Source organism: Pseudomonas sp. PDM24, from assembly GCF_019218905.1.
Lineage (GTDB): Bacteria > Pseudomonadota > Gammaproteobacteria > Pseudomonadales > Pseudomonadaceae > Aquipseudomonas.
The window spans coordinates 41,788-67,250 of record NZ_JAHUWR010000012.1 but is presented as its reverse complement, the minus strand read 5'-3'; the positions used below and the strand labels follow the sequence as shown (position 1 = coordinate 67,250).

Genomic DNA, 25,463 nt, shown 5'->3' with positions numbered 1-25,463 from the left:
CGTGCAGGGTTAGGGTGAATCAGATGAAGTTGATTTCTTTGAGGTAGTCGCAGCCGCGCCGCAGCAGCGCCGGGGATTTTTCCGGGTAGTGCGCGCCCATCTGCCGCACGCCGGCCTGGGCGTTGTCGTGGCCGATCATCGAGATGTCGCCGATGTCTTCTTCGAAGCCGTTGAGGTAGAAACCCAGCACGCCAAACAGCGCGTTGTCACTGTCGACGCGGCTCAGTTGCTGCTGCCAGTCGGCGACGCTGACCATGGCGAATTCCCGACCGGTCTCGCGAAATGACGCTACGTAGCAATCCCAGCTCAGCGGCTCGGGGTTGTGCAGGTTGAACACCGCTTTTTCGGCCTGGTAACGGCTGGCGTGGAAGGCGATGAAACGGGCGAGGAAATCCACCGGCATCAGGTCGAAATTCAGCGCCAGTTCCGGCACCTGGCCGAGCTGGATCGAGCCCTTGAGCATCAGCATCAAGCGATTCTTGTGGGGCTGGCAGACGCCGGTGAGGCTGTTGAAGCTGATGTTGCCGGGGCGATAAAGATTGACCCGCACCCCACGCTCCCGCGCCCGTTCGAGGATCCGCTCGCCGACCCATTTGGACAGGTTGTAGCCATTCTTGATGTAGATCGGCGGTGTCTGCGCGGGGGGCAACTCCAGCACCCGGCCATCGTCGGAAATCGTGCTGGACGCCGAGAGTGTCGAGACGAAGTTGAAGATCTTCTTGCTGCGCCCTTCACACAGGCGCAGGCACTCGAAAATCGGCTCGACGTTATCCCGCGCCAACGACTCGTAATCGAGGACGTGATTGACGTTGGCGGCGTTGTGCACCAGCGCGCCGAAGGTGCGGTCGATGCGTGCGTAAACGTCGTCCGGCAAACCCAATTGCGGTTGGGTGATGTCGGCGGCGTAAACGCTGACCCGGCTCAGGTCCAGATGGGTGAGACGGTTATCCCGCAGGGCCTGGGCGAAGCGTTCGGCCGCGGTTTGTCCGCCGGACTCACGCACCAGGCACGCGACCTCGGTGGCGCCCCAGGCCAGCAAAGCCTCGACGATGTGTACCCCGAGAAAGCTGTTGGCGCCGGTCACCAGCACTTTATGCACATCACCGCACTGGCTGACCGGCAGCGGATCGAGGTTGAGTTCGGCTTCGGCATCGATGAAGGCCTGGGGGCTGAGCGTCGAAGCTGCGCTTTGCTCGGGGCCATCGAGCAGCTTGGCGAGGGTCAGCAACGTAGGCGCTTCGATGAAGCGATTGATCGACAGGCTGCGACCGAACACCTGGCGGATGCTCAGCAGCAGCTGCGACAGCAGAATCGAATGCCCGCCCAGGTTGAAGAAGCTCTCGTCGGTGGCAATGTCCTCGACCGGCAGCTCAAGCAACTCGGACCACAGCTGGCGCAACTGCATCTGCAACGGGGTCTGCGGCTGGCGCCGCTGACTGGCGACCTGGACCTGTCCCGAGGTCGCGAGCAGAGCCCGTCGATCGACCTTGCCGTTACTGGTGTAAGGCAGGCGTGGCAGTTCAATGTAGGCGCCGGGGTGCATGTAACCGGGCAGCGTGTTTTGCACATGCTCGCGCAAGGCCGAGAGGGCGGTGCCGGGCTGCTCTTCCCTGGGATGAACCAGGTACGCCAGGATCCGCCGTCGTTCATCGACCACCACTGCCACCTGACGAAACAGCTGGCTTTCGCGCAGGCAATGCTCGATTTCCTCGGGCTCTACCCGAAAGCCCCGGATCTTCACCTGGTTATCACGACGGCCACTCAGCTCGATCCCGTCGTCGGCCCACTGGCCGATATCGCCGGTGCGATAAACCCGCAACGCCTGCCCGTTGGGCAGTGTCAGGTTGAGGTAGCGCGCCGCCGTCAGCGCCGGGTCGTTCAGATAACCCAGGCCGACACCCGGCCCGGCGATATACAACTCGCCGGGTGTGCCTTGAGGCACTGGTTGCAGTTGCTCATCCAGAATCAACACCCGGCCATTGGCGATGGGGATGCCGAGGTTGCGATTGCTATCGCCGACGCAAAATTGCCGCGTGGTGGCCAACACCGTGGTTTCGGTCGGGCCATAAATATTGTGGAATCGGCATTGCGGTGCGAGCTGCGCGATCACGAACGGCTCGCAGACATCGCCACCGGTAATCAAGTGCTCAAGGCCCAGCGGTGCTTGCAGCGGCATGACGCTCAGCAGCGCCGGTGGCAGGAAGGCGTGGGTCACTTGCTGCCCGCCAATCAACTCGACCAATTGCTGTGGATCGCGGCGCTGGTCGTCGCTGGGCACCACCAGTCGCGCGCCTTGGATAAAGGTCGGCAGGATATCCAGCAGCGACGCGTCGAAATTGATGGTGGAAAACTGCAACGACCGACTGCTGCGCTGTAACCCGACATGGTCGGCGTACCAGGCACAGAAATGGCTGAGGTTGCGATGGCTGAGCAACACACCTTTGGGCTGGCCGGTGGTACCGGAGGTGTAGATCGCCACGGCCGGTTCGTCGATGTTCACTGTGCGGCGGATCAGCGAGGCCGGGAGGCCGGGTTTGGGCGAAGGCAGACGGCGAATGTCCAGCATCGGCAGCGAGACGTCGCCCAACTCGCTGGCGCCGTCGTGCAACAGCAGGTCTGCGTTGGCGTTTTCCAGAATGAAGCGCCGACGTTGCGCCGGATGCTGCGGGTCCAGCGGCAGGTACACCGCGCCGCAACCCAGCACCGCCAGAATCGCCGCGTACAGCTGCGGCGACTTGGGCAGGCACACGCCGATCACCACCGGGCGGTCGGTTACGCCGCGATGGCGCAGCATGTCCAGCATCGGTTGTTGCAAGCTCAACGCCAGGCTGCGCAAGGCCTTGTAGTGGACAAGCGAGTCCTCGACCCATAAGGCCGGCCGCGTTGCGTCATCGAGCATGCGCTGCTCAATGCTGTGCATCACCGGCACTTGGGCGGCGGCCAGCAGCCACGGCACCGCAGGCGCATTGAGGCGGTGTTCGAAGGCCAGCATCTCCAGTGCATCAAGCCCATGCAATAGTGACTCGGCAGCGCCGACCTCCGCCGTGGGCCAATGATCGAAACAGGCCTCATCCCGAGAGAGCTGACTGACCAGCCGTGCGCCGCTTTCGACTACCACTGCCAGTGTGCACAGGCGCAGCGACTGGCCGTTGCCGCCGCTTTCAGGAGCGATAACCTGCCGCAATAACAGTCGCTGCGCACCGTCGCGAAAAACCACCACCGGCTGCGGCAACACCTCATCCGGCAGGGCATCAAGTGCCACGCGGACCTCCAGGCGAGACCGGGCCTGGACGCCGTCGCACGGCGCCGTTCCGTCGTCGATCAACAAATCCACCGGGCCGTGACTGCCCGGCGATTCAATACGCACGACACCATGGCCGTGCAGTTCAAGTTCAAGGGCCAGTTCGGCCATTGCCTGGCTGCTGCCAGACACTGCAATTTCAAGGCGTCTCATGGACGGATCCTCAGGGGGTCAGGTAGTCGGCCAGGGCGTCGCGCACGCAGGGGGAGGCGAGCATCGAACTGCTGCGAAAGAAGCGCGTGATGTTGCCCACCAGCGGATGAAATCGGTTGATGGGGTAGGCCAGCGCACTGGCGTCTTCACACAGCGACTGGCGTACCGATTCATCGACGGGCAGGTGAGCGATCAGCTCGAAATCGAACGCCTGCTGCAGATCGCTCGCCAGATACTGGGCGATGAAACCCGGCATCAATCGCGCTATCGCATGGCGGTCCTCTTCGGGGGCGGTGCGCCAGTACATCTGCACCAGTCGTGTCCAGAAGCCGGCGTGACGTCCCTCATCCATAAGGTGGTCGGCCATCAAACCCTTGATCGAAGCCTTGACCGAATCGTCCCGGGCGAAGGCCGCCACTTCATTGGTCACGGTGTTTTCGGCAATGGCGATGCAGATCAGCTCTACGGCGCTGAGCAGGTGCTTCGGTGCCTGGGCCAGCGTCGCCGGTATCGCGCGGCTGAGTTCGATCTGCATGGGCAACGGGATCGGTGCGATACCGGTCATGTCGATGGTCTGCTGCATGAAATCCATCGCCACCAGTGCGTGGTAATCCTCGTCTACCACGACCGTCATCGCGTCGTAGCGGCAGGCGAACGGGAACTCAATGCCGAAGCTGTTCTTGGCGATGCGGCGGGCGGTGTTGTCCACCAGCTCGGTCTCGAAAATCACCACGTCGTTGATGAACTTGTAGAGGCTCTGCACCAGCACAAAGTCGCGCAGCTGCGGGCAGTGGCTGAGAAAGGTCTGGCTATGGACCAGGGGTTGGCGGCTCATGGGGAAGATCAGTTTGTCGTCGTCTTCGAGCCGGCGCCGTGGCCGGGTGCGGATCGTGGCGCGGCTTTCCCAGGCGTCAGCGAAGGATTGGTAGTGGACGGCGTTCATGGCGTCACCTGCGCAACCGGTTGGGCCATGCTCTGGCGCAGGCCGTCCCACAGGGCGGCGCGGCTTTGGACAGCGGCGAGCGCGGCGGCCAGAACTTCGGTTTCGCGCTGCGGGTCGCCATCGATCAGCCGTGCCAGCAGTTTTTCCGCCGCCGGGCCGTGGTCTTCGGAATCGACTTCGATGTGCCGTTGCAGGTAGTAACGAAACGTCGGGGCTTGATCCAGGCCAATGCCCCAGGCATCCAGCATGCGCTGGAACATCTGCGGAATGACGCTCTCGCGACCATGCACAAACGCAGCAGCCACGCTGTGCGCTGGGGCGTGCAGGGCGGTGTGCAGGGTCTGGCGAACGAACCGGGCCGCCGCCGGTTCAACCTCGACACTGTCCAGCGCGGTCTCGGGGCTAACGCCCTCCTGTTGCAACGCGATGAATCGCTCAATGGCCCGGGTGTCCGCGCCGACTTCACGCATGGCGTCCAGATACAATTCGAAGTGACTGCAAAACCCTGCCCCGGGGCGGTCATCCGACTCCTCGCCCAGCACGATTTCGTTGATCAGGCGTGCAGCCTGCGGGTCCGCCGGCGGCAGCCAGGGCAGATGGACACAAGTGAGTTCACGTTGCAGCCGTTTGGTCAGCGACATGAAGTCCCACACGGCGAAAACATGGCTTTCCATAAAACGGCGCAATAAGTTAATTGATGTTATTTCGGAAAAAACAGGGTGTTGACCAAGTTCGCGTTTTTTCAGAAAAAGTTGTTCTTTAGTGGGCTGCATATGAACGTCCTCATCGATGTTGTTTGGCGGCAAGCTCACCCGCTTTTTTATAAAGACGAGCGGGCGCCTGAACCGAAATCCATGGAATGCCAAAGTTGTTTAAATATTCGCTCTGAATGCCCGTGCCGGCCTTGCAGGTGTTGCCTGGTGGAGCTTTGACGGAAGCAGGAGCGGTCGATAACGGCTCGACGAAGAAAAAACTAATACACGAAACAAGTAGGCGGCAAGCAAAATTTTAATTATTTGAAGTGGGCAGTTTATTGGGCATGAAGTGGCCTTATAAAACTTTTAATATAAGTTTTATTTAGGCGAAGTGGCTCCTTCCGATTTATATTCATCAGAATTGAATAGGTTGAGTGAATACCTCACTCAGAGCACTTCAGGGAACAGGGAATCAAGATTTGATGTTTTATGGGCGGGACATCGGTCGGACTTCCGATTATCCCGCCTGTTGGCGCCGCTCCTTGCGTATTAGCTTCGATTCGCCTGGTTTTCTGTCAGGCGCTGACTTCTTTTGGTCTGTTTGAATCGATAAACGCAAGAGTGAGCCTAAATCAATGGCAGTGCCATTGAACTGATGGCGGCGACCGGTTGCGCGCACGGCTTCGCCGCGCCAGGCAAGAGCGGAGATGGAGAGGGGGAATATGTAAGGAAGTGATACGCCGGCCAGGTCGCCGGCGAGCGATTAACGTTTGAGCTGTTGATCCAGATACCGCCGCATGGTGGCGGAGGCTTTCTCCAGATGCTGCTCCAGCAAGGCAACCGCTTTATCGATGTCTTTGGCCCTCGCGGCCTCGAGCAGTGCGCGATGGTCGTCTTGGGTGAGTTTACCCAGCCCCATGGACGACAGATGAAAGCGCAGGAAGCGCTCTTCTTCATTGAGCTCGCGTTCGATCAGGCCCAGAAGCTTGCGGTTAGGTGCCTTGTGGTAAAGCGACATGTGAAACAGCCGATTGAGCTTGCCGATCTCGGAGTAATCGGTTTGCGCTTCCAGTTGCTCGATATATTGGGCTGCCCGCGCCAGGTCGCTGTCATCGAGCAGGGGAATGGACAGGCGCAAAGCGAATGACTCCAGCACCGAGCGCAAGGAGTAGGTCTCGACCGCATCGTTGTCGATCAGCGGGGCCACCACGGCGCCTTTGTGCGGGACCACATTAAGCAGTGATTGCGCCTCCAACTGGCGCAATGCCTCGCGCACCGGCATGCGGCTTACGCCGAACAGGTCCGCCAGTTCCTGCTGGCGCAGGGCGGTACTGCGCGGCAGGCGTCCGTCCAGGATGGCCGCGCGCAGGGTTTCTTCGATCACCGAGCGTGCCAGATGAGCGGGAATCGGCCCGTTGACCTTGATACTGCTGAGAGGGCTAGGCTTCTGTGTCACAACAAACGCACCCTGATTGGCTGATAAATTCTGGATCCAAATGGACCCTAGTGACTGGCTGACAGGTTGTCAAACGGGCAAAAGATCGCATTACCTTAAAGTCTAGCGTGCCGACGGTGATCTCACCGTGCCATTGTTTTTTACCGGGCTAACCTGCACCATCAACCGACTTCCACCTGCCTACCCTGGATGCCTCGCATTGGCGGTACGTTTCGCGATCCCTCGGACTTTGCGCTGGCTAGGCTGCGCACTGCTGCTGGCCGGCGCCATGCTGGGCGGGCTGCATGCCGATTGGGATTTTTCGCTGATCAGCCGTCGCGCGCAGGCGTTGTACGGGCCTTTGGGTGAAGGGCAGCAGCGCATCGATGCCTGGCAGCAATTGCTGGCCACGCAGAAGCAGATTGGCGAGCTGGAACAGCTCAACGTGGTCAACCGGTTCTTCAACAAGCAGATGCGCTACGAAGAAGATATCGACCTGTGGCACGAGGTCGATTATTGGGAAACGCCGATCGAAGGCTTATGGAAAGGCGCTGGCGACTGCGAAGACTACGCTATCGCCAAGTATTTCAGCCTGCGCCATCTCGGTGTCTCCAGTGACAAGCTGCGCATCACCTACGTCAAGGCTTTGCGCCTGAACCGCGCGCACATGGTGCTGACCTACTATTCGAGCCCCGAGGCCATGCCTTTGGTGCTCGACAGCCTGATCGACGCAATCAAGCCCGCCAGCCAGCGAACCGATTTGCTGCCGGTCTACTCTTTCAATGCCGAAGGGTTGTGGTTGCCGGGTGCCAAGGGCAACAAAAAGGTCGGAGACACCAAACGCCTGTCCCGCTGGCAGGATGTGTTGAAGAAAATGCAGGCCGAAGGTTTTCCGGTCGAGACGACTAACTAGGAGCACGCGCTCAGATGTCCTTGTTCAAACAGCTGTTGATCGCTATCTGTCTGTTCCTGGTGGTCGCCTTCACCGGCAGCTTCATGGTCAGTCTGGAAAGCTCGCGTACCCAGTACGTCAACCAGTTGCGCTCTCATGCCCAGGATGCCGCGACAGCATTGGCGCTGTCCCTGACGCCGAACATCGATGACCCGGCGATGGTCGAGCTGCTGGTCAGTTCGATCTTCGACAGCGGTTATTACGCGAGCATCCGTGTGGTCGATCTGACCAATGACAAGACAATTGTCGAGCGCAGCGGCATCCCGGCGGTCACTAACGTGCCGGACTGGTTCGTCAAACTGATCGGCCTGGAACCGGCCGGTGGCGACGCGCTTGTCAGCCGTGGCTGGGAGCAGGCCGCGCGGGTCGAGGTGGTCAGCCATCCGATGTTTGCGTTGGCCAAGTTGTGGCAGAGCGCGTTAGGCAGCCTCGGCTGGCTGCTGATCTGCGGCGCGGTGAGTGCGGTGTTGGGCGCGCTGTTGCTGCGCCGGCAACTGAAGCCTCTCGATTACATGGTCAAGCAATCCCACGCCATTGCTCGCCGCGAATTCCTCAGCCTGCCGGAACTGCCGCGCACCCCGGAACTGCGGCGGGTGGTGCAGGCCATGAACCAGATGGTTGAGAAGCTCAAGGCGCTGTTCCAGGAACAGGCTGAACGCAGTGAAAAACTGCGGGCCGAGTCCTATCAGGACAACCTGACCGGCCTGGCCAACCGGCGCTATTTCGAAATGCAATTGAACGCACGAGTAAGCAATGCCGAGCAGGCCAGTTCCGGCTATTTGCTGCTGCTGCGGGTCAAGGACCTGGCTGGTTTGAACCAGCGGCTGGGCGGTCAGCGTACCGATGAATTGTTGAAAGCGGTGGGCGAGCAGTTGTCCCGTGAGTGCGCCAGGTACCCGGAAACCCAGAACCTCGTCACGCGCATTCGTGGCGGTGAATTCGCCGTGCTGGCGCCGGGGCTGGTGCGCGAAGAAGCGCGGCAACTGGCGAGTAACCTCGACAGCGCCTTGGCGAGCCTGCATGCGACGGGCGCCACGGACGTCGCTTCGGTAGCCTCGATCGGGCTGGCGCCGTTTGCCCATGGCGACTCGCCGCAAGCAGTGATCGGGTTGGCGGATCAGGCACTGGCCCAGGCGGAAAGTCAGGGCGAACCGAGCTGGGCGTGCCTCGATCACAGTGCATCGGCCCGGGTTGGCGATGACCACCATGCCTGGCACACCTTGCTCGATCAGGCGTTGGATCAGCAGCGTTTCGAGCTGTACTTCCAGCCGGTGGTGGCCAGCCACGACACGCAGGTGGTGCTGCATTACAAAGTGCTGTCGCGTCTGCTCGACGAGCAAGGTCAGACCATTCCCGCCGGGCGTTTCTTGCCCTGGCTCGAGCGTTTCGGCTGGACCGCGCGGCTGGACCGTTTGATGCTGGAACTGGTGCTTGAACAGATGGCCGAGCATGACGAGTCGCTGGCGCTGAACCTGTCTTCGGCGACACTGGCGGATCCGCAGGCGCTGAACAAAGTGTTCGATATTCTGCGTCAGCATTCGAATCTCGGGGAACGACTGACCCTGGAAATCGGCGAAGAGCAATTGCCCGAGCAAGCGGTGTTGGAACAGCTGACGCGGCGTCTGCGCGAGCTTGGGTTCTCGTTGAGTCTGCAGCGTTTTGGTGGACGTTTCAGCATGATCGGCAATTTGGCGCGGTTGGGGTTGGCGTATCTGAAGATCGACGGCAGTTACATCCGGGCGATTGATCAGGAGAGCGACAAGCGTCTGTTCATCGAGGCGATTCAGCGGGCGGCGCACAGCATTGATTTGCCGCTGATTGCCGAGCGGGTCGAGACCGAAGGGGAGTTGGCGGTGATTCGTGAGATGGGGTTGTATGGGGTTCAGGGGCAACTCTTTGGTGAGCCGAAGCCTTGGCAGTAGGGTTTTGGTGCAGAGGTGTCAGTCAGTCCGTCTTCGCGAGCAAGCCCGCTCCCACATTGGACTTGTGTCATACCACAATCCTGCGGTTAGCCCCGATCAACTGTGGGAGCGGGCTTGCTCGCGAAGGCGTCAGCACAGGCACCGGAAAAGATCTGATAGCAAATTCCTAGGAGATTTCCTTCAAGTTGTAGCGGTGTTGGTGAACTTGTTTTGGCCAAAGTCCAAGGCTAGTCTGGCTTTGTCACTGAATAATCGGTGACACGGACGTGCAAGTCCGACCAAACTGTTTAGGTAGCGTGCTGCCATTCCTCTCAATGAGCATTTCGATGTTCACTGCTTTATGGCGGCTGCGCGCAGGAGATCCTCGGATCTGCTGGGTGTCCTAAACAGTCCCGGTCTTGCACACCTGCGCACGGCCGCCACCCTATTCGCGTGCAAGCGAACGGTGACGGCTCCAACTTACTGTTTAGGGTATTTCTTATGTTCAAAGTAACTCCCAATCCGCCTGAGCCCCGCAAAGGCCGCCTCTTCACCGTCTCCCCCGACATCGACACCGAAGCCCTTCTGGCCAACGCCTCCGAAGACTTGCTGTCCATCAGCGCCATCGCCGCCGACCTGGCGGACGATGTGGAAGGTTCACGGCGTTCAGTCGCCCTGGCGCTTAGCCGTTTGGCCGATGGTGTGCAGTTATTGGTGGAACGGGCGCTGGATCACCTTGAATCGCCGCAGATGCAGGCTCGGGCCGAGGTTTAGCAGGTTGGAACGGTGGTGAGTTGAAGATCGCCTTCGCGGGCAAGCCTCGCTCCTACAGGACGGATGACAACGCACCATCGCGTGGACAAACACGACTCTGTAGGAGCGAGGCTTGCCCGCGAAGGCGTCAGCACAAACAACAATGAAGGCGGGGCGTTAGATCAACCCCGTCTCATCATCATCGATCAATTGACTCAACCCGCCCAACGCTTCACGGGCCTGGGTCCGGTCCATCAGCTTGGCTTGCGCAGCCGGCGGCAGGTCGGTGACGCGGATTACGCCTTTTTGGGTCAATACCTGAATCAAGTCGTCGAGTACCCGGATCATTTCCAGGTCGCTCTGCTTGAGCTGCTTGAGGCTGGTCTCAACCACTTCGTGGGCAAACCAGGCCTGGATTTCATGGTGGTCGGCCGGCAGCGTTTCCGTGGCCTCGGCGTAGGCCGTGGCTTCCACGCGCACTAACTGACCTTGCGCATCGCGTTGCACGTAAAACATTGAGCATCCCTCGGAAATGGACCAGCGTCGTGCTGTCAGCAGCATAGGCCAACGCAGTCGAGTATGCGGTGCGACGACGAAATCGTCACCCGTGAGGTGGGCGCAAACGTGACGGCCGCCCGGTTTGGGCGGCCGTCAGCCTGCTGATCAGCTGTTGTTGTGATCGACCTTGATGGTCGGATCACTGCCGGCGATCAACGAGTTGATGCTGGCGCTGGACCAATTGTTGCCTTCCAGTTTGATCGTCACGTCCGGGGCGGCCGCTGCTGCGTCGGCGCCGTTGAACTTGCCGCCAGAACTGACTTGCAGGGACGACACACCCTCCACCGTGGTGATCTTCAAGAAGTTATCAATGGTGCTGCCGGTTTCGCCCTGCAACAGATCACGCAGGTCGATGCGGTCGCCTTCGCTGGCTTTGAAGTCCTTGATCACGTCGCTGCCGGTGTCGCCAGCCTTCCAGATGAAGGTGTCGGCACCCGAACCGCCAATCAGCATGTCGTTGCCTTGACCACCGATCAACGAGTCATTGCCGCTGCCGCCGAGCAGGATGTCATTGCCCTTGCCGCCGTCGAGTAGGTCGTTGCCACCCTGGCCGAAGAGAATGTCGTTGCCCGCGCCACCCAGCAGCGTGTCGTTACCATCGTGAGCGCCAGAGACGTCGAACTCGGTGTAGTGCTCGGTGATGTACTGGTGCACGTTGCTGGTGGTGACTTTGCTGACATCGACGCCGGTTTGTTGGGCCACGAACGCCTGCATGGCCTGATAACCCTCACCGGCAACGCCGTTGAAGCTCACCAGATCGCCGAACAGAAGGTCGTTGCCGTCACCGCCATTGACCGTATCGGCGCCCGGCATCGTCGCTTCGGTATGGCCGATGATCGAGTTGGCCAGGTCTTTCGGGTCGATGTTGGTTTGTGGCGTTTGATCCGAGTCGTACGGCTTGAGGTCGCCGAGGGTGACGTCCTTGTTCAGGCCGATGGCTTCCACCGTCGACACGCTGCTCAGCAATGTGAAGCTGCTGGTGGAGTTGTCGATGGCAGTGGAATCGGTGCTGTAGCCGGTGCCATCGCGATAGGACAGTTCGTACGTGCCGTTACCCTCGGCATGGAGAGTGCCCAGTTCAGAACTGCTCCAGCGCCCCGAGTTCTTCAGAGTCTGCAGCGTGACGTTGCCGGCACTGTCGATGGTCAGGTAGTGAGTGTTGTCCAGGTAGCTGGAATATGTCTGCCCCAATTTGTAATTGGTGGTGGTGATGACGTCATCGAGCTTCACGTTGCCGAATAGGGTCGGGTTGGTTTGCTCGCCACCCTGGTAGTAGGTCGGCTTGCCATCGGTAATGAAGTACGTGAGGTTCTTCGCGCCGGTGTTGGCCATCGCATCGGCACTCTGGAACCAGTTGGCCGTGGTCTTGAACACGTCCTCGTAGTTGGTGCCGCCGCCGGACGACATCGAGTCCAGCACGGATTTGAGCAAGGTCAGGGCATTCGGGTCATTCAGGTTCACCGACACCGACTTGTTGACCTGGTTGTCGAAGTCCGCCAGGAAGATGTTCACCGTCCCGGAGTTACCGCCCATGCTTTGCTTGAGGGTGTTGAATACCGCGGTCAGCGAGTCCTTGGCGGCGCTGATCGAAGAAGCGCTCATGCTGCCCGAGCTGTCGACCATGAAGGCGATGTTGTAGTTGGTGCCCGGCACCACGGTCAGCCCGCCGATGTCGGCGACCATGATGTCGTTGCCGTCGGTACCGGTGATGGTGTCATCGGCGGCAGTGGCGGTGACGGCGTTGTATACCGCCGGGTACACCGTGACCGGGATCTGCGCGGTACTCGGTGCCGAACCGCCATGGGCTTCGGTGGATGTCGATGTCACGGTCAGGGTGAACTGGCCGTTGTAGTACGGCGGCGGGGTGACGGTCAGCGTGCCGAGGTTCCAGCCAGTGACGTTGGCTTCACCGGAGGTGGCGCTGGCGGTGAAGGTATGGCCCGCACCGTCGGTGAGCACCGAGCCTGCCGGGATGCCGCTGATCTTCACGCTCAGGCTTTCAGAGCCGTCGGTGTCGGTCAGTGCCGTTTTGATCGCGGACAGGTGAACGCTGGTGCCTTCGGCGCCTTCGTTGAGTTTGTAGCCGTCGTAGTAGCCTTCGCCATTGCTGCCGTGCAGGTCGGACACCGACACGCCAGAAGCGGCCAGATCCGCCACGCCGGTGTACAGCGGCACGCCGGCACTGCTCAAGTCGACCGCCGCACCGCCGTTGACCGACAGGTTGACGTCATAGCTGCCCGGGCCGCTCTGGTTGTGGTGGTAGATGTCCAGGGTGTAATAACCGCTGGTGGTCGGGATGAACGAACCGTTCAGGTTACCGCCCGCGCCCCAAGTGATTGCGGCCACGTTTTTACCGCCGATGGTCACCAACAGACTGTCGTCACCGGTACCGCTGAAGGTGTACGTCTTGCCGGCTTCAAGGTAAATCAGGCCAGAGGTTTTCGAGGCGGTGCCGGCCGTGACACTGCCGTTGGACTGCACATTGGTCACGGTGCCACTGGAGTTCGGTGTACCCGCGCCGTCGATGACCGATTTCAGCGTACTGGAAGATGCGCCGCTGCCATCGGTGCCAAGGCCCGACAGACCGGTCCAGACTTCCTTGATCAGGCCGGTCGACTTGACGCTGTTGTCCGCGACGCTCAGGGATGGCGCGTCGGCAACCGGTGTGATGTCGATTTTCACCGTGCCGGTGCTGCCCAGCAGTTGACCGTCGGTTGGCTGGAACTTGATCTGCGCGTAGTCCGCCTGGTTGTTGCCTACGCCGCTGCCACCGTAACCATCGATGCCCGATTCGTTGGCATCTGGCGTGAAGCGCAACTTGCCGGCGTCGATATCGGCCTTGCTGACGGTCTGGTTGGTCGCAACGTCTTTCCAGGTCGCACCGTCCAGGTACTGCAACTTGCCCTCGCCCGGTAGCTGAGTGATTTTCACCCCCAGGTTGGCGGTTGCGCTGTCGACATCGCTGATGCCGAAGGTCGACCAGCCGAGAATCAGCGGGGTGTCTTCGGTGCCGGTGACGTTAACCGGTGCGGCGGTCGGCGCGTCGTTCACGGCCACCACGTTGACGGTGGTGGTCGCGGTGTTGGAGTAGTTGCTGCCATCGGTCACCGTCACGGTGATGATCCGCGGCACGGTGCTCGGATCTTCACTGCTGTTGGTGAAGCTGATGTTTTTGATCTGCTGCATGTAATCGGCCAGCGTCGCGTTGCCCGACAGGGTCAGGGTGACCGTGCCGTCCTGGCTGTTGGCGTTGATGGTGATGCCATTGACGCTGTTGCCCAGGTTCAGCGCATCGCCCGGCTGACGGTTGGTCAGCACGATGGTCGCGCCGGTCAGCATCGTGCTGTCCGGGTCGGTGATTTTCAGGTCGGTGTCGCCAATCGAGACGCCTTGGCCGGTAGTGCCTTCGGTGAAGGTCACGTTGTAGTTGGCCCCATTGGCGCCGCTGGAGTTGTTGGCGTCCAGGTCGAGGACCGGCGCGGCGTCGTTGTCGATGATCGAGGTGCTGACGCTGCCGTTGGAAGCACTGACCGCGAGGTTTTCGAAGTTACCGCCAGTGGCCGAGTCGATCTTGACCACGAAGTTCTCGGTGCCTTCGGTGAGCTTGTCGTCCAGCGTCGCGACGTTGAAGCTTGCGCTGCTGGCGCCCGCCGGGATTTTCACGGTGTACACGCCGGTGAAGTCCGAACCGTCGGCGGCGGTGCCGCTGTAGACGATTTTCAGGGTCACTTCGGTCTGTGCCGGGTGGGTCAGGCTGACGGTGTAGCTGGCGGTCTGGCCTTCGGTGACCGAGGTGCTGCCGCTGATGCTGACTTCGGTTTTGTCGATCGTGTCGGTGACAGTCGTGGCCGCAGCGGTATTGCTGGTGACCAGGTTTTCGAAGTCGCCGCCGGTGGCGCCAGTGATGGTTGCTTCGACGGTGCCGGCGTCTTTGTAGACGTCGTCCTTCGGCGCATCGACAGTCACGGTGCCAGTGGTTTTGCCAGCGTCGATGGTAATCACGGCGCCATTGCTCAACGTCACGGTCACCGGAGTGCCGGCGGCGTTGGTCAGGGTCGCGGTGTAGGTGATCTGGCTACCTTCGGCGACCGAGTTGGTCGCGCTCAGGCTGAGGGTGGTGGTGTCGACGGTGTCGGTCACGGTGGTGCTGACCGGCGTTTTATCCGCTACCAGGTTCTCGTAGTTGCCGCCGCTGACGCTGGTGATCGAGTTGGTCAGCGGAGCATGACCGGCCAATGCGTCGTTCGGTGCGGCGGTGGTCACGGTACCGGTGGTTTTACCGACTTCGATGGTGATCGTCTGACCGTTGGCCAAGGACACGGTGACCGGGCTGCCCGTCACGGGCGCACCGACAGTCGCGGTGTAAGTGACGGTGCCGCCTTCAGTTGCCGAAGCGGTGGCATTCAGGGTAACGGTCGAGGTGTCGAGGGTGTCGGTGATGCTGGTGACTGCCGGGGCAGTGCTTGGCACCAGGTTTTCGAAGTTGCCACCGGTGGCAGTGGAGATGGTTGCTTCGACGGTGCCGGCGTCTTTGTAGACGTCGTCCTTCGGCGCATCGACAGTCACGGTGCCAGTGGTTTTGCCAGCGTCGATGGTAATCACGGCGCCATTGCTCAACGTCACGGTCACCGGAGTGCCGGCGGCGTTGGTCAGGGTCGCGGTGTAGGTGATCTGGCTACCTTCGGCGACCGAGTTGGTCGCGCTCAGGCTGAGGGTGGTGGTGTCGACGGTGTCGGTCACGGTGGTGCTGACCGGCGTTTTATCCGCTACCAGGTTCTCGTAGTTGCCGCCGCTGACGCTGGTGATCGAGTTGGTCAGCGGAGCATGACCGGCCAATGCGTCGTTCGGTGCGGCGGTGGTCACGGTACCGGTGGTTTTACCGACTTCGATGGTGATCGTCTGACCGTTGGCCAAGGACACGGTGACCGGGCTGCCCGTCACGGGCGCACCGACAGTCGCGGTGTAAGTGACGGTGCCGCCTTCAGTTGCCGAAGCGGTGGCATTCAGGGTAACGGTCGAGGTGTCGAGGGTGTCGGTGATGCTGGTGACTGCCGGGGCAGTGCTTGGCACCAGGTTTTCGAAGTTGCCACCGGTGGCAGTGGAGATGGTTGCTTCGACGGTGCCGGCGTCTTTGTAGACGTCGTCTTTTGGTGCGTCGACGGTCACGGAACCGGTAGTTTTACCCGCTTCGATGGTGATGACGGCGCCATTGCTCAGCGTGACGGTCACGGGTGTGCCGGCGGCGTTGGTCAGGGTCGCGGTGTAGGTGATCTGGCCGCCTTCATCCACTGTGCCGGTCGCGGTCAGCGACAGGTTGGTGGTGTCGGCGGTGTCGGTCACCGAGGTGTCGGCTGATTTGCCGTCGATTTCCAGTTTCTCGTAGTTGCCGCCTTTGGCATCGTCGATCTTGACGCTCAGGGAGGTGCCGCCGGTCAGGGCGTCGTTTGGTGCGGTGAAATTGATGCTGGCGCTGCTTGAGCCGACCGGAATGGTGATGGTCTGGCCGTTGGACAGGGTGACGACCACTGGCGAGCCGGTGACCGGTGCGGAGACGGATGCGGTGTAAACCACGGTGCCGCCTTCGGCGACGCTAGACGTCGCGGTCAGGTTCACGGTTGAGGTGTCGATAGTATCGGTCACGTCGGTGACTGCAGCCGCGGGGCTGGTGATCAGATTTTCAAAGTTGCCGCCTGCGGCATCTTTGATGGTCACTTCGACTTGGCCGGCATCTTTGTAGACGTCGTCTTTCGGTGCGTCGACAGTCACGGAGCCGGTAGTCGCACCGGCTGCGATGGTGATGATCGCACCGTTGCTCAGCGTGACGGTCACTGGTGCACCGGCGGCGTTGGTCAGGGTGGCGGTGTAAACGATGGAACCGCCTTCAGCGACCGAATCCGTAGCGCTCAGGCTGAGGATTGTAGTGTCCGCAGTATCGGTAACCGAGGTGTCCGCCGATTTGCCGTCGATTTCCAGTTTTTCGTAGTTGCCGCCCTTGGCGTCGTCGATCTTGACGTTCAGGGAGGTGCCGCCAGCCAACGCATCATTTGGCGCAACGAAGTTGACAGAACCGCTGCTTGAGCCGACCGGGATGGTGATGGTCTGGCCGTTGGACAGAGTGACGACCACTGGCGAGCCGGTGACCGGTGCGCTGACGGACGCGGTGTAAACCACGGTGCCGCCTTCAGCGACACTCGTAGTGGCACTCAGCGAAACGGTGCTGGCATCGATGGTGTCATTGACGGTGGTCACCGCAGGCGTATCGCTGGCGACCAGCTTCTCAAAATTACCGCCGGTCGTACCTGTGATCGTCGCTTCGACAGTGCCGGCGTCTTTGTAGACATCGTCTTTTGGTGCGTCGACGGTCGCGGAGCCGGTGGTTTTACCTGCCTCGATGGTGATGACGGCGCCGTTGCTCAGCGTCACGGTTACCGGAGTACCGGCTGCATTGGTCAGGGTAGCCGTGTAGGTGATCTGGCCGCCTTCATCCACGGTGCCGGTCGCGGTCAGCGACAGGTTGGTGGTGTCCGAGGTATCGGTGATCCAGGTGTCGGCCGACTTGCCGTCGACTTCCAGTTTTTCGTAATTGCCGCCCTTGGCATCGTCGATCTTGACGCTCAGGGAGCCGCCGCCAGCCAGGGCATCGTTTGGTGCGGTGAAGTTGACGCTGGCGCTGCTCGACCCGACCGGGATGGTGATGGTCTGGCCGTTGGACAGGGTGACAACCACTGGCGAACCGGTCACCGGAGCAGAGACCGAAGCGGTGTAAACCACGGTACCGCCTTCGGCAACGGTAGACGTCGCGGTCAGGTTGACCGTCGTAGTGTCGAGGGTATCGGTGACGTCGGTAACCGCAGCCGCCGGGTTGGTCGCCAGGTTCTCAAAATTGCCGCCTGCGGCATCCTTGATGGTTACTTCAACTTGGCCGGCGTCTTTGTAAACGTCGTCCTTCGGTGCGTCGACGGTTACAGAACCGGTGGTGGCACCGGCAGCAATGGTGATGATCGCGCCGTTGCTCAGCGTGACGGTCACTGGTGTGCCGGCGGCGTTGTTCAGGGTGGCGGTGTAAACGATGGAACCGCCTTCAGCGACCGAGTCGGTTGCGCTCAAACTGAGGGTGGTGGTTTCTGGAGTATCGGTCACCGAGGTGTCCGCCGATTTGCCGTCGATTTCCAGTTTTTCGTAGTTGCCGCCCTTGGCGTCGTCGATCTTGACGCTCAGGGAGGTGCCGCCAGCCAGCGTATCATTTGGCGCAACGAAGTTGACAGAGCCGCTGCTTGAGCCGACCGGGATGGTAATGGTCTGGCCGTTGGACAAGGTCACAACCACCGGCGAACCGGTCACTGGAGCCGACACGGACGCGGTATAAACCACGGTGCCGCCTTCGGCGACGCTCGAAGTGGCACTCAGCGAAACGGTGCTGGTGTCGAGGGTGTCATTGACGGTGGTCACCGCCGGGGTGTCGCTGGCGACCAGGTTCTCGAAGTTGCCACCAGTCGCGTCTTTGATCGTCGCTTCGACGGTGCCGGTGTCTTTGTAGACATCGTCCTTCGGCGCATCGACAGTCACAGAGCCGGTGGTTTTGCCCGCTTCGATGGTGATCACTGCACCGTTCGACAGGGTCACGGTCACCGGTGTACCGGCTGCATTGGTCAGGGTTGCCGTGTAGGTGATCTGGCCACCTTCATCCACGGCACCGGTCGCGGTCAGCGACAGGTTGGTGGTGTCGGCGGTGTCGGTCACCGAGGTGTCCGCCGATTTGCCGTCGATTTCCAGTTTTTCGTAGTTGCCACCCTTGGCGTCGTCGATCTTGACGCTCAGGGAGCTGCCACCCGCAAGGGGGCTGTTTGGCGCGACAAAGTTCACGCTGCCGGTGGTTTCGCCGACCGGGATGGTGATGATCTGACCGTTGGACAGGGTGACGACCACTGGCGCACCGGTGACGGGCGCGCTGACCGTCGCGGTGTAGACCACGGTGCCGCCTTCGGCGACGCTCGAAGTGGCACTCAGCGAAACGGTGCTGGTGTCGAGGGTGTCATTGACGGTGGTCACCGCCGGGGTGTCGCTGGCGACCAGGTTCTCGAAGTTGCCACCAGTCGCGTCTTTGATCGTCGCTTCGACGGTGCCGGTGTCTTTGTAGACATCGTCCTTCGGTGCATCGACAGTCACGCTGCCCGTAGTCGCGCCAGCGGCAATGGTGATCACCGCTCCGTTCGACAAGGTCACGGTGACCGGCGTGCCGGCGGTGTTGGTCAGGGTGGCGGTGTAAACAATCGACCCGCCTTCAGTGACCGAATCCGTGGCGCTCAAGCTGAGGGTGGTGGCGTCCGTAGTATCGGTCACCGAGGTATCCGCCGACTTGCCGTCGACTTCCAGCTTCTCGTAGTTACCGCCGGTGGCATCGTCGATCTTGACGCTCAGGGAGCCGCCACCGGCCAGCGCATCATTTGGCGCAACGAAGTTGATAGAACCGCTGCTTGAGCCAACCGGGATGGTGATGGTCTGGCCGTTCGACAGGGTCACAACGACTGGCGAACCGGTGACCGGTGCGTTGACGGACGCGGTGTAAACCACGGTGCCGCCTTCAGCCACGGTGCTGGTCGCGGTGAGGTTCACAGTCGAGGTGTCGAGGGTATCGGTCACATCGGTGACCGCTGGCGCCGGATTGGTGGCCAGATTTTCGAAGTTGCCGCCGGTCGCATCTTTGATGGTTGCTTCGACGGTGCCGGTGTCCTTGTAGACGTCGTCCTTCGGTGCGTCGACAGTCACGCTGCCCGTAGTCGCGCCAGCGGCAATGGTGATCACCGCTCCGTTCGACAAGGTCACGGTGACCGGCGTGCCGGCGGTGTTGGTCAGGGTGGCGGTGTAAACAATCGACCCGCCTTCAGTGACCGAATCCGTGGCGCTCAAGCTGAGGGTGGTGGCGTCCGTAGTATCGGTCACCGAGGTATCCGCCGACTTGCCGTCGACTTCCAGCTTCTCGTAGTTACCGCCGGTGGCATCGTCGATCTTGACGCTCAGGGAGCTGCCGCCGGCCAGCGCATCGTTTGGTGCAACGAAGTTGACAGAACCGCTGCTCGAGCCGACTGGGATGGTGATGATCTGACCGTTGGACAGGGTGACAACGACTGGCGAGCCGGTGACCGGCGCCGACACGGACGCGGTATAAACCACGGTGCCGCCTTCGGCGACGCTCGAAGTGGCACTCAGCGAAACGGTGCTGGTGTCGATGGTGTCATTGACGGTGGTCACCGCCGGTGTATCGCTGGCGACCAGGTTTTCGAAATTGCCGCCGGTCGCATCTTTGATGGTTGCTTCGACGGTGCCGGTGTCCTTGTAGACGTCGTCCTTCGGCGCATCGACAGTCACGGAACCGGTAGTTGCACCGGCCGCGATGGTGATGATCGCGCCGTTGCTGAGCGTGACGGTTACTGGTGTGCCAGCCGCATTGGTCAGGGTTGCCGTGTAGGTGATCTGGCCACCTTCATCCACGGTGCCGGTCGCGGTCAGCGACAGGTTGGTGGTGTCCGCAGTATCGGTCACTGAGGTATCGGCTGATTTGCCGTCGACTTCCAGTTTCTCGTAGTTGCCGCCCTTGGCATCGTCGATCTTGACGCTCAGGGAGGTGCCGCCAGCCAGCGCATCATTTGGCGCAATGAAGTTGACAGAACCGCTGCTCGAGCCGACCGGGATGGTGATGGTCTGGCCGTTGGACAGGGTGACAACGACTGGCGAGCCGGTGACCGGCGCCGACACGGACGCGGTATAAACCACGGTGCCGCCTTCGGCGACGCTCGAAGTGGCACTCAGCGAAACGGTGCTGGTGTCGATGGTGTCATTGACGGTGGTCGCCGCAGGCGTATCGCTGGTGACCAGGTTCTCAAAGTTGCCGCCGGTCGCGCCTTTGATGGTCGCTTCAACGGTGCCGGTGTCCTTGTAGACGTCGTCCTTCGGTGCATCGATGGTCACGGAACCGGTAGTTGCACCGGCCGCGATGGTGATGATCGCGCCGTTGCTGAGCGTGACGGTTACTGGTGTGCCAGCCGCATTGGTCAGGGTTGCCGTGTAGGTGATCTGGCCACCTTCATCCACGGTGCCGGTCGCGGTCAGCGACAGGTTGGTGGTGTCAGCGGTGTCGGTCACCGAGGTATCCGCCGACTTGCCGTCGACGTCCAGCTTCTCGTAGTTGCCGCCCGTTGCGCCGTCAATCTTGACGCTCAAGGAGCCGCCACCGGCCAGCGCATCATTTGGCGCAACGAAGTCGACAGAACCGCTGCTCAATCCAACCGGAATGGTAATGGTCTGGCCGTTGGACAGAGTGACGACCACTGGTGAGCCGGTGACCGGTGAGGTTACGGACGCCGTGTAAACCACGGTGCCGCCTTCAGCGACGGTCGAAGTGGCACTCAGCGAAACGGTGCTGGTGTCGATAGTGTCGTTGACGGTGGTCACCGCCGGTGTATCGCTGGCGACCAGGTTCTCGAAGTTGCCACCAGTCGCGCCTTTGATGGTCGCTTCGACGGTGCCGGTGTCTTTGTAGACGTCGTCTTTTGGCGCATCGACAGTCACGGAACCGGTAGTTTTACCCGCTTCGATGGTAATTACGGCACCGTTGCTGAGCGTGACGGTTACTGGTGTGCCAGCCGCATTGGTCAGGGTCGCGGTGTAGGTGATCTGGCCGCCTTCATCCACGGTGCCGGTCGCGGTCAGCGATAGGTTGGTGGTATCCGCAGTGTCAGTGACCGAGGTGTCCGCCGACTTGCCATCGATGTCCAGTTTCTCGTAGTTGCCGCCCTTGGCATCGTCGATCTTGACGCTCAGAGAACCGCCACCAGCCAGGGCATCGTTCGGCGCAGTGAAGTTCACGCTGGCGCTGCTCGATCCAACCGGAATGGTGATGATCTGGCCGTTGGACAGGGTCACGACCACTGGCGAGCCGGTGACCGGTGCGCTGACAGACGCGGTATAAACCACGGTGCCGCCTTCAGCCACAGTGCTGGTCGCAGTGAGGTTGACGGTCGAAGTATCAAGGGTATCGGTCACCTCGGTGACCGCAGCCGCCGGGTTGGTCGCCAGGCTTTCGAAGTTGCCGCCCGCAGCGTCCTTGATGGTCACTTCGACTTGGCCGGCGTCCTTGTAGACGTCGTCCTTTGGTGCGTCGACGGTCACGGAACCGGTAGTTGCACCGGCCGCGATGGTGATGATCGCGCCGTTGCTCAGCGTGACGGTGACCGGAGTCCCGGCCGCGTTGGTCAGGGTCGCGGTGTAAACAATCGACCCGCCTTCAGCCACGGAGTCGGTCGCCGACAGGCTGAGGGTGGTGGTGTCTGAAGTATCAGTGATCGAGGTGTCCGCCGACTTGCCGTCGACTTCCAGCTTCTCGTAGTTACCACCTTTGGCATCGTCGATTTTGACGCTCAAGGAGCCGCCGCCTGCCAACGCATCGTTTGGCGTAACGAAGTCGACAGAACCGCTGCTCGAGCCGACCGGGATGGTAATGATCTGGCCGTTGGACAGCGTTACGACGACTGGCGAGCCGGTGACCGGTGCCGACACGGACGCGGTATAAACCACGGTGCCGCCTTCGGCGACGCTCGAAGTGGCACTCAGCGAAACAGTGCTGGTGTCGATGGTGTCGTTGACGGTGGTCACCGCCGGTGTATTGCTGGCAACCAAATTCTCGAAATTGCCGCCGGTCGCATCTTTGATGGTTGCTTCGACGGTGCCGGTGTCTTTGTAGACGTCGTCCTTCGGCGCATCGACAGTCACGGAACCAGTGGTTTTTCCCGCTTCAATGGTGATCACGGCGCCGTTCGACAAGGTCACGGTCACGGGTGTACCGGCCGCATTGGTCAGGGTTGCCGTGTAGGTGATCTGGCCGCCTTCATCCACCGAACCGCTGGCGGTCAGCGACAGATTGGTGGTGTCCGCAGTGTCAGTCACCGAGGTGTCCGCCGACTTGCCGTCAACCTCCAGCTTCTCGTAGTTACCACCTTTCGCATCGTCGATCTTGACGCTCAGCGAGCTTCCACCAGCCAGCGCATCGTTTGGCGCAACGAAGTTGACAGAACCGCTGCTCGATCCAACCGGAATAGTAATGGTCTGGCCATTGGACAGAGTGACAACCACTGGCGAACCGGTGACCGGTGCGTTGACGGACGCGGTGTAAACCACGGTCCCGCCTTCAGCGACAGTAGACGTCGCCGTCAGATTAACCGTCGAAGTGTCGAGGGTGTCAGTCACCTCGGTGACCGCTGCCACCGGGTCCGTCACCAGGTTCTCAAAGTTGCCACCGGCGGCGTCCGCGATGGTCACTTCGACCTTGCCGGCATCTTTATAAACATCATCGGCAGGCGCATCGACGCTCACGCTGCCGGTGGTCGCGCCAGCGGCGATGGTGATCACGGCGCCGTTGCTCAATGTGACGGTGACCGGAGTCCCGGCGGCGTTGGTCAACGTCGCGGTGTACAGAATCTGACCACCTTCGGCCACTTCGGTGGACGCTGACAGGCTCAGGCCGGTGTCGTCTTTCGAGTCGGTAATGGTGGTGAGCGCCGGCTCCGTGCTCGGGGTCAGTTGCTCGAAATTGCCGCCGGTGGTGCCGGTGATCGTAGTGCTGACGGTGTTGCCGTTGGTGTAGACGTCGTTGGCCGGCGTATCGACGGTCACGCTGCCGGTGGTCTTGCCCGCTTCGATGGTAATGACCGAGCCGTTGCTCAAGGTCACGGTCATCGGCGTGCCGGCCGGGTTGGTCAGGGTCGCGGTGTAGGTGATCTGGCCGCCTTCGACGACGGTGCCGGTGGCACTGAGGCTCAGGCCGGTATTGTCGATCGAGTCGGTGATGGTGGTGACTGCCGGCGTGGTGCTCGGTACCAGGTTCTCGAAGTTGCCGCCGCTGGTGCCCGTGATCGTGGTGCTGACGGTGCTGCCGTTGTTGTAGACGTCATTGGCCGGGGTGTCGACGTTCACGGAGCCCGTGGTTTTACCGGCTTCGATGGTGATGGTCGAACCGTTGGACAGGGTCACCGTGACCGGCGTCTGCGCCGGGTTGGTCAACGTGGCGGTGTAGGTGATCTGGCCGCCTTCAGTGACGCTGCCGGTGGCGGACAGGGTCAGGCCAGTGTCGTCGACCGAATCGGTAATGGTGGTGACCGCCGGAGTCGGGTTCGGCACCAGATTCTCGAAGTTGCCACCGGTAGTCCCGGTGATCGTGGTGCTGAGGGTGCTGCCATTGTTGTAGACGTCATTGGCCGGCGTCGGAACGTTCACGCTGCCGGTGGTCTGGCCGGCTTCGATGGTGATGGTCGAACCGTTGGACAGGGTGACGGTGACTGGCGTCTGCGCCGGGTTGGTCAGGGTCGCGGTGTAGGTGATCTGACCGCCTTCGGTGACAGTCGAACCCGCCGTCAGCGTGACGGTGGTGGTGTCGGCGGAATCGGTAATGGTGATGACGGCCGGGGTTGGATTGGGCACCAGATTTTCGAAGTTGCCGCCAGTCGCGCCGGTAATCGTGGTGCTGACGGTACTGCCATTGTTGTAGACGTCGTTGGCCGGCGTCGGAACGTTGACGCTGCCGGTGGTGTTGCCAGCGGCGATGGTGATGGTCGAACCGTTGGACAGGGTGACGGTGACCGGCGTTTGCGCCGGGTTGGTCAATGTCGCGGTGTAGGTGATCTGGCCACCTTCAGTGACGGTCGAGCCCGCTGACAGTGTGACGGTGCTGGTGTCGACGGTGTCGGTGACCTGAGTCACGGCCGGAACGGTCGGCGGGGTGACCACGATACCGCTGCCGCCCGTGGTGCCGGTGACGGTCACGTTGATCTGGGTCGAGTCGTTATAAACCGTGTCGTTCGGTGCCAACGGAACGTTGACGGTGCCGGTGGTTTGGCCGGCTGCAATCACGATCACCGAGCCATTGGACAGGGTGATGGTCAGGTCGGTCAGCGGCGCTTCGGTCAGGGTCGCGGTGTAAACCAGCACGCCACCGGCCTCGGTGATGGTCGGCGTGGCGCTCAGGCTCAGGGTCGATTCGCGCAGGGCATTGGCGCTGGTGTCGGCAGTCTGGCCGCCGGTGGTGTCTTGTGTTGCCAACGCGGCAGTGGCGAGACCCTCAGTCGGGAAGCCGATAGTCGGGTCGACCCGGGCAGCGGTTGCCTCCAGGGCCACGAAGCTGTGGCCGCCACCGGCAGCGCCGCCTGCGCTCGCAGCCGCAGGGCCGGCCGCGGTGGCTTCAAGAGCAGTGGTCGGGTCGACGCCGGCGGCGATGGCTTGTTGCAATTCGTCAACCGATGGCGCGGCTTGTGCAGTGGCTTGCGCAAGGTCGGTGCTGGAATCCGGATCGCTGCCGCTCCACTGAGTGTCGCGGCCCAGGTCCAGGGTGCGGCCATCAGCCAGTTCGAGGGTAATGGCGCCAGCGGCACCGGTGTCTACCTGATCGCCGACCAACAACCGGTCGCCTTCAACGAGTACGCGGCGGACGCCTTCTGGCGACACCGCGAAAACCTGACCAACAATGCTTTTGACGATGGCAACAACACTGCTCATTGAAGACTCTCCGGGTGTCACGTTCAGTTGACCTCCATGAACCGCTCGGCATGTTCGCCGATCGGGGCTGGACGTACTTTCTAAGATGTTTGATGCATAACTTTGACGCGGCAATAGTCAATAATTTGGCTATATTTTTTCGAAATTAACTTTATGCCAAACTATTGACCTTAGGGGAGCCATCCTAAACAATCGTCCTAGTAATGTCACATTGATATTTAAGCGGCGACC

The 25,463-nt window shown here is 61.2% G+C and carries 9 protein-coding genes; 3 read left to right on the top strand and 6 right to left on the bottom strand.

The window, feature by feature from the left end:
• Positions 1–19: 19 nt before the first annotated feature.
• From KW837_RS28145 to KW837_RS28130, 4 genes are all read right to left on the bottom strand, one after another.
• Positions 20–3,454 carry a non-ribosomal peptide synthetase gene (locus KW837_RS28145; RefSeq protein WP_218399323.1) on the bottom strand — a complete coding sequence of 1,145 codons (3,435 nt, stop codon included), beginning with the start codon at positions 3,452–3,454 and terminating at the stop codon, positions 20–22.
• Between the two features lie 10 nt (positions 3,455–3,464).
• Positions 3,465–4,397, bottom strand: coding sequence for a diiron oxygenase (locus tag KW837_RS28140; protein ID WP_192346389.1), 933 nt, complete (start codon positions 4,395–4,397; stop codon positions 3,465–3,467).
• Positions 4,394–5,170 (bottom strand): DUF3050 domain-containing protein, encoded by a 777-nt coding sequence (locus KW837_RS28135; RefSeq protein ID WP_218399322.1) that lies wholly within the window; start codon positions 5,168–5,170, stop codon positions 4,394–4,396. Before KW837_RS28135 ends, KW837_RS28140 begins: the two co-directional genes overlap by 4 nt.
• 685 nt (positions 5,171–5,855) lie before the next feature.
• On the bottom strand, positions 5,856–6,548 hold the full coding sequence (locus KW837_RS28130) for a GntR family transcriptional regulator (protein WP_218399321.1): 693 nt from the start codon (positions 6,546–6,548) through the stop codon (positions 5,856–5,858).
• Positions 6,549–6,747: 199 nt separating this feature from the next.
• On the opposite strand from KW837_RS28130, the gene lapG reads away from it, so the two are divergent.
• The 3 genes from lapG (at position 6,748) to KW837_RS28115 (ending at position 10,154) form a co-directional block, all read left to right on the top strand.
• Positions 6,748–7,440 carry a cysteine protease LapG gene (gene lapG, locus KW837_RS28125; RefSeq protein WP_008076522.1) on the top strand — a complete coding sequence of 231 codons (693 nt, stop codon included), beginning with the start codon at positions 6,748–6,750 and terminating at the stop codon, positions 7,438–7,440.
• A gap of 14 nt (positions 7,441–7,454) precedes the next feature.
• Complete coding sequence (gene lapD, locus KW837_RS28120) at positions 7,455–9,401, top strand: cyclic di-GMP receptor LapD (RefSeq protein ID WP_218399320.1); 1,947 nt, start codon at positions 7,455–7,457, stop codon at positions 9,399–9,401.
• Positions 9,402–9,881: 480 nt separating this feature from the next.
• Positions 9,882–10,154, top strand: a complete 273-nt coding sequence (locus KW837_RS28115; protein WP_218399319.1) for a DUF6124 family protein — start codon at positions 9,882–9,884, stop codon at positions 10,152–10,154.
• A gap of 156 nt (positions 10,155–10,310) precedes the next feature.
• Here KW837_RS28115 and KW837_RS28110 read toward each other — a convergent pair whose 3' ends face one another.
• Together KW837_RS28110 and KW837_RS28105 are read right to left on the bottom strand one after the other, a co-directional pair.
• Positions 10,311–10,649, bottom strand: a complete 339-nt coding sequence (locus KW837_RS28110) for a hypothetical protein (protein ID WP_018930300.1) — start codon at positions 10,647–10,649, stop codon at positions 10,311–10,313.
• A 147-nt stretch (positions 10,650–10,796) separates the two neighbouring features.
• Positions 10,797–25,232: a retention module-containing protein gene (locus KW837_RS28105; protein WP_218399318.1), complete on the bottom strand. Its 14,436-nt coding sequence runs from the start codon at positions 25,230–25,232 to the stop codon at positions 10,797–10,799.
• Positions 25,233–25,463: the final 231 nt, after the last annotated feature.

What these genes read in the sequence shown, in the direction of transcription:
- KW837_RS28145 (WP_218399323.1), bottom strand. Translation starts at nt 3,454, where the DNA reads ATGAGACGCCTTGAAATTGCAGTGTCTGGCAGCAGCCAGGCAATGGCC.
- KW837_RS28140 (WP_192346389.1), bottom strand. Translation starts at nt 4,397, where the DNA reads ATGAACGCCGTCCACTACCAATCCTTCGCTGACGCCTGGGAAAGCCGC.
- KW837_RS28135 (WP_218399322.1), bottom strand. Translation starts at nt 5,170, where the DNA reads ATGCAGCCCACTAAAGAACAACTTTTTCTGAAAAAACGCGAACTTGGT.
- lapD (WP_218399320.1), top strand. Translation starts at nt 7,455, where the DNA reads ATGTCCTTGTTCAAACAGCTGTTGATCGCTATCTGTCTGTTCCTGGTG.
- KW837_RS28115 (WP_218399319.1), top strand. Translation starts at nt 9,882, where the DNA reads ATGTTCAAAGTAACTCCCAATCCGCCTGAGCCCCGCAAAGGCCGCCTC.
- KW837_RS28110 (WP_018930300.1), bottom strand. Translation starts at nt 10,649, where the DNA reads ATGTTTTACGTGCAACGCGATGCGCAAGGTCAGTTAGTGCGCGTGGAA.
- KW837_RS28105 (WP_218399318.1), bottom strand. Translation starts at nt 25,232, where the DNA reads ATGAGCAGTGTTGTTGCCATCGTCAAAAGCATTGTTGGTCAGGTTTTC.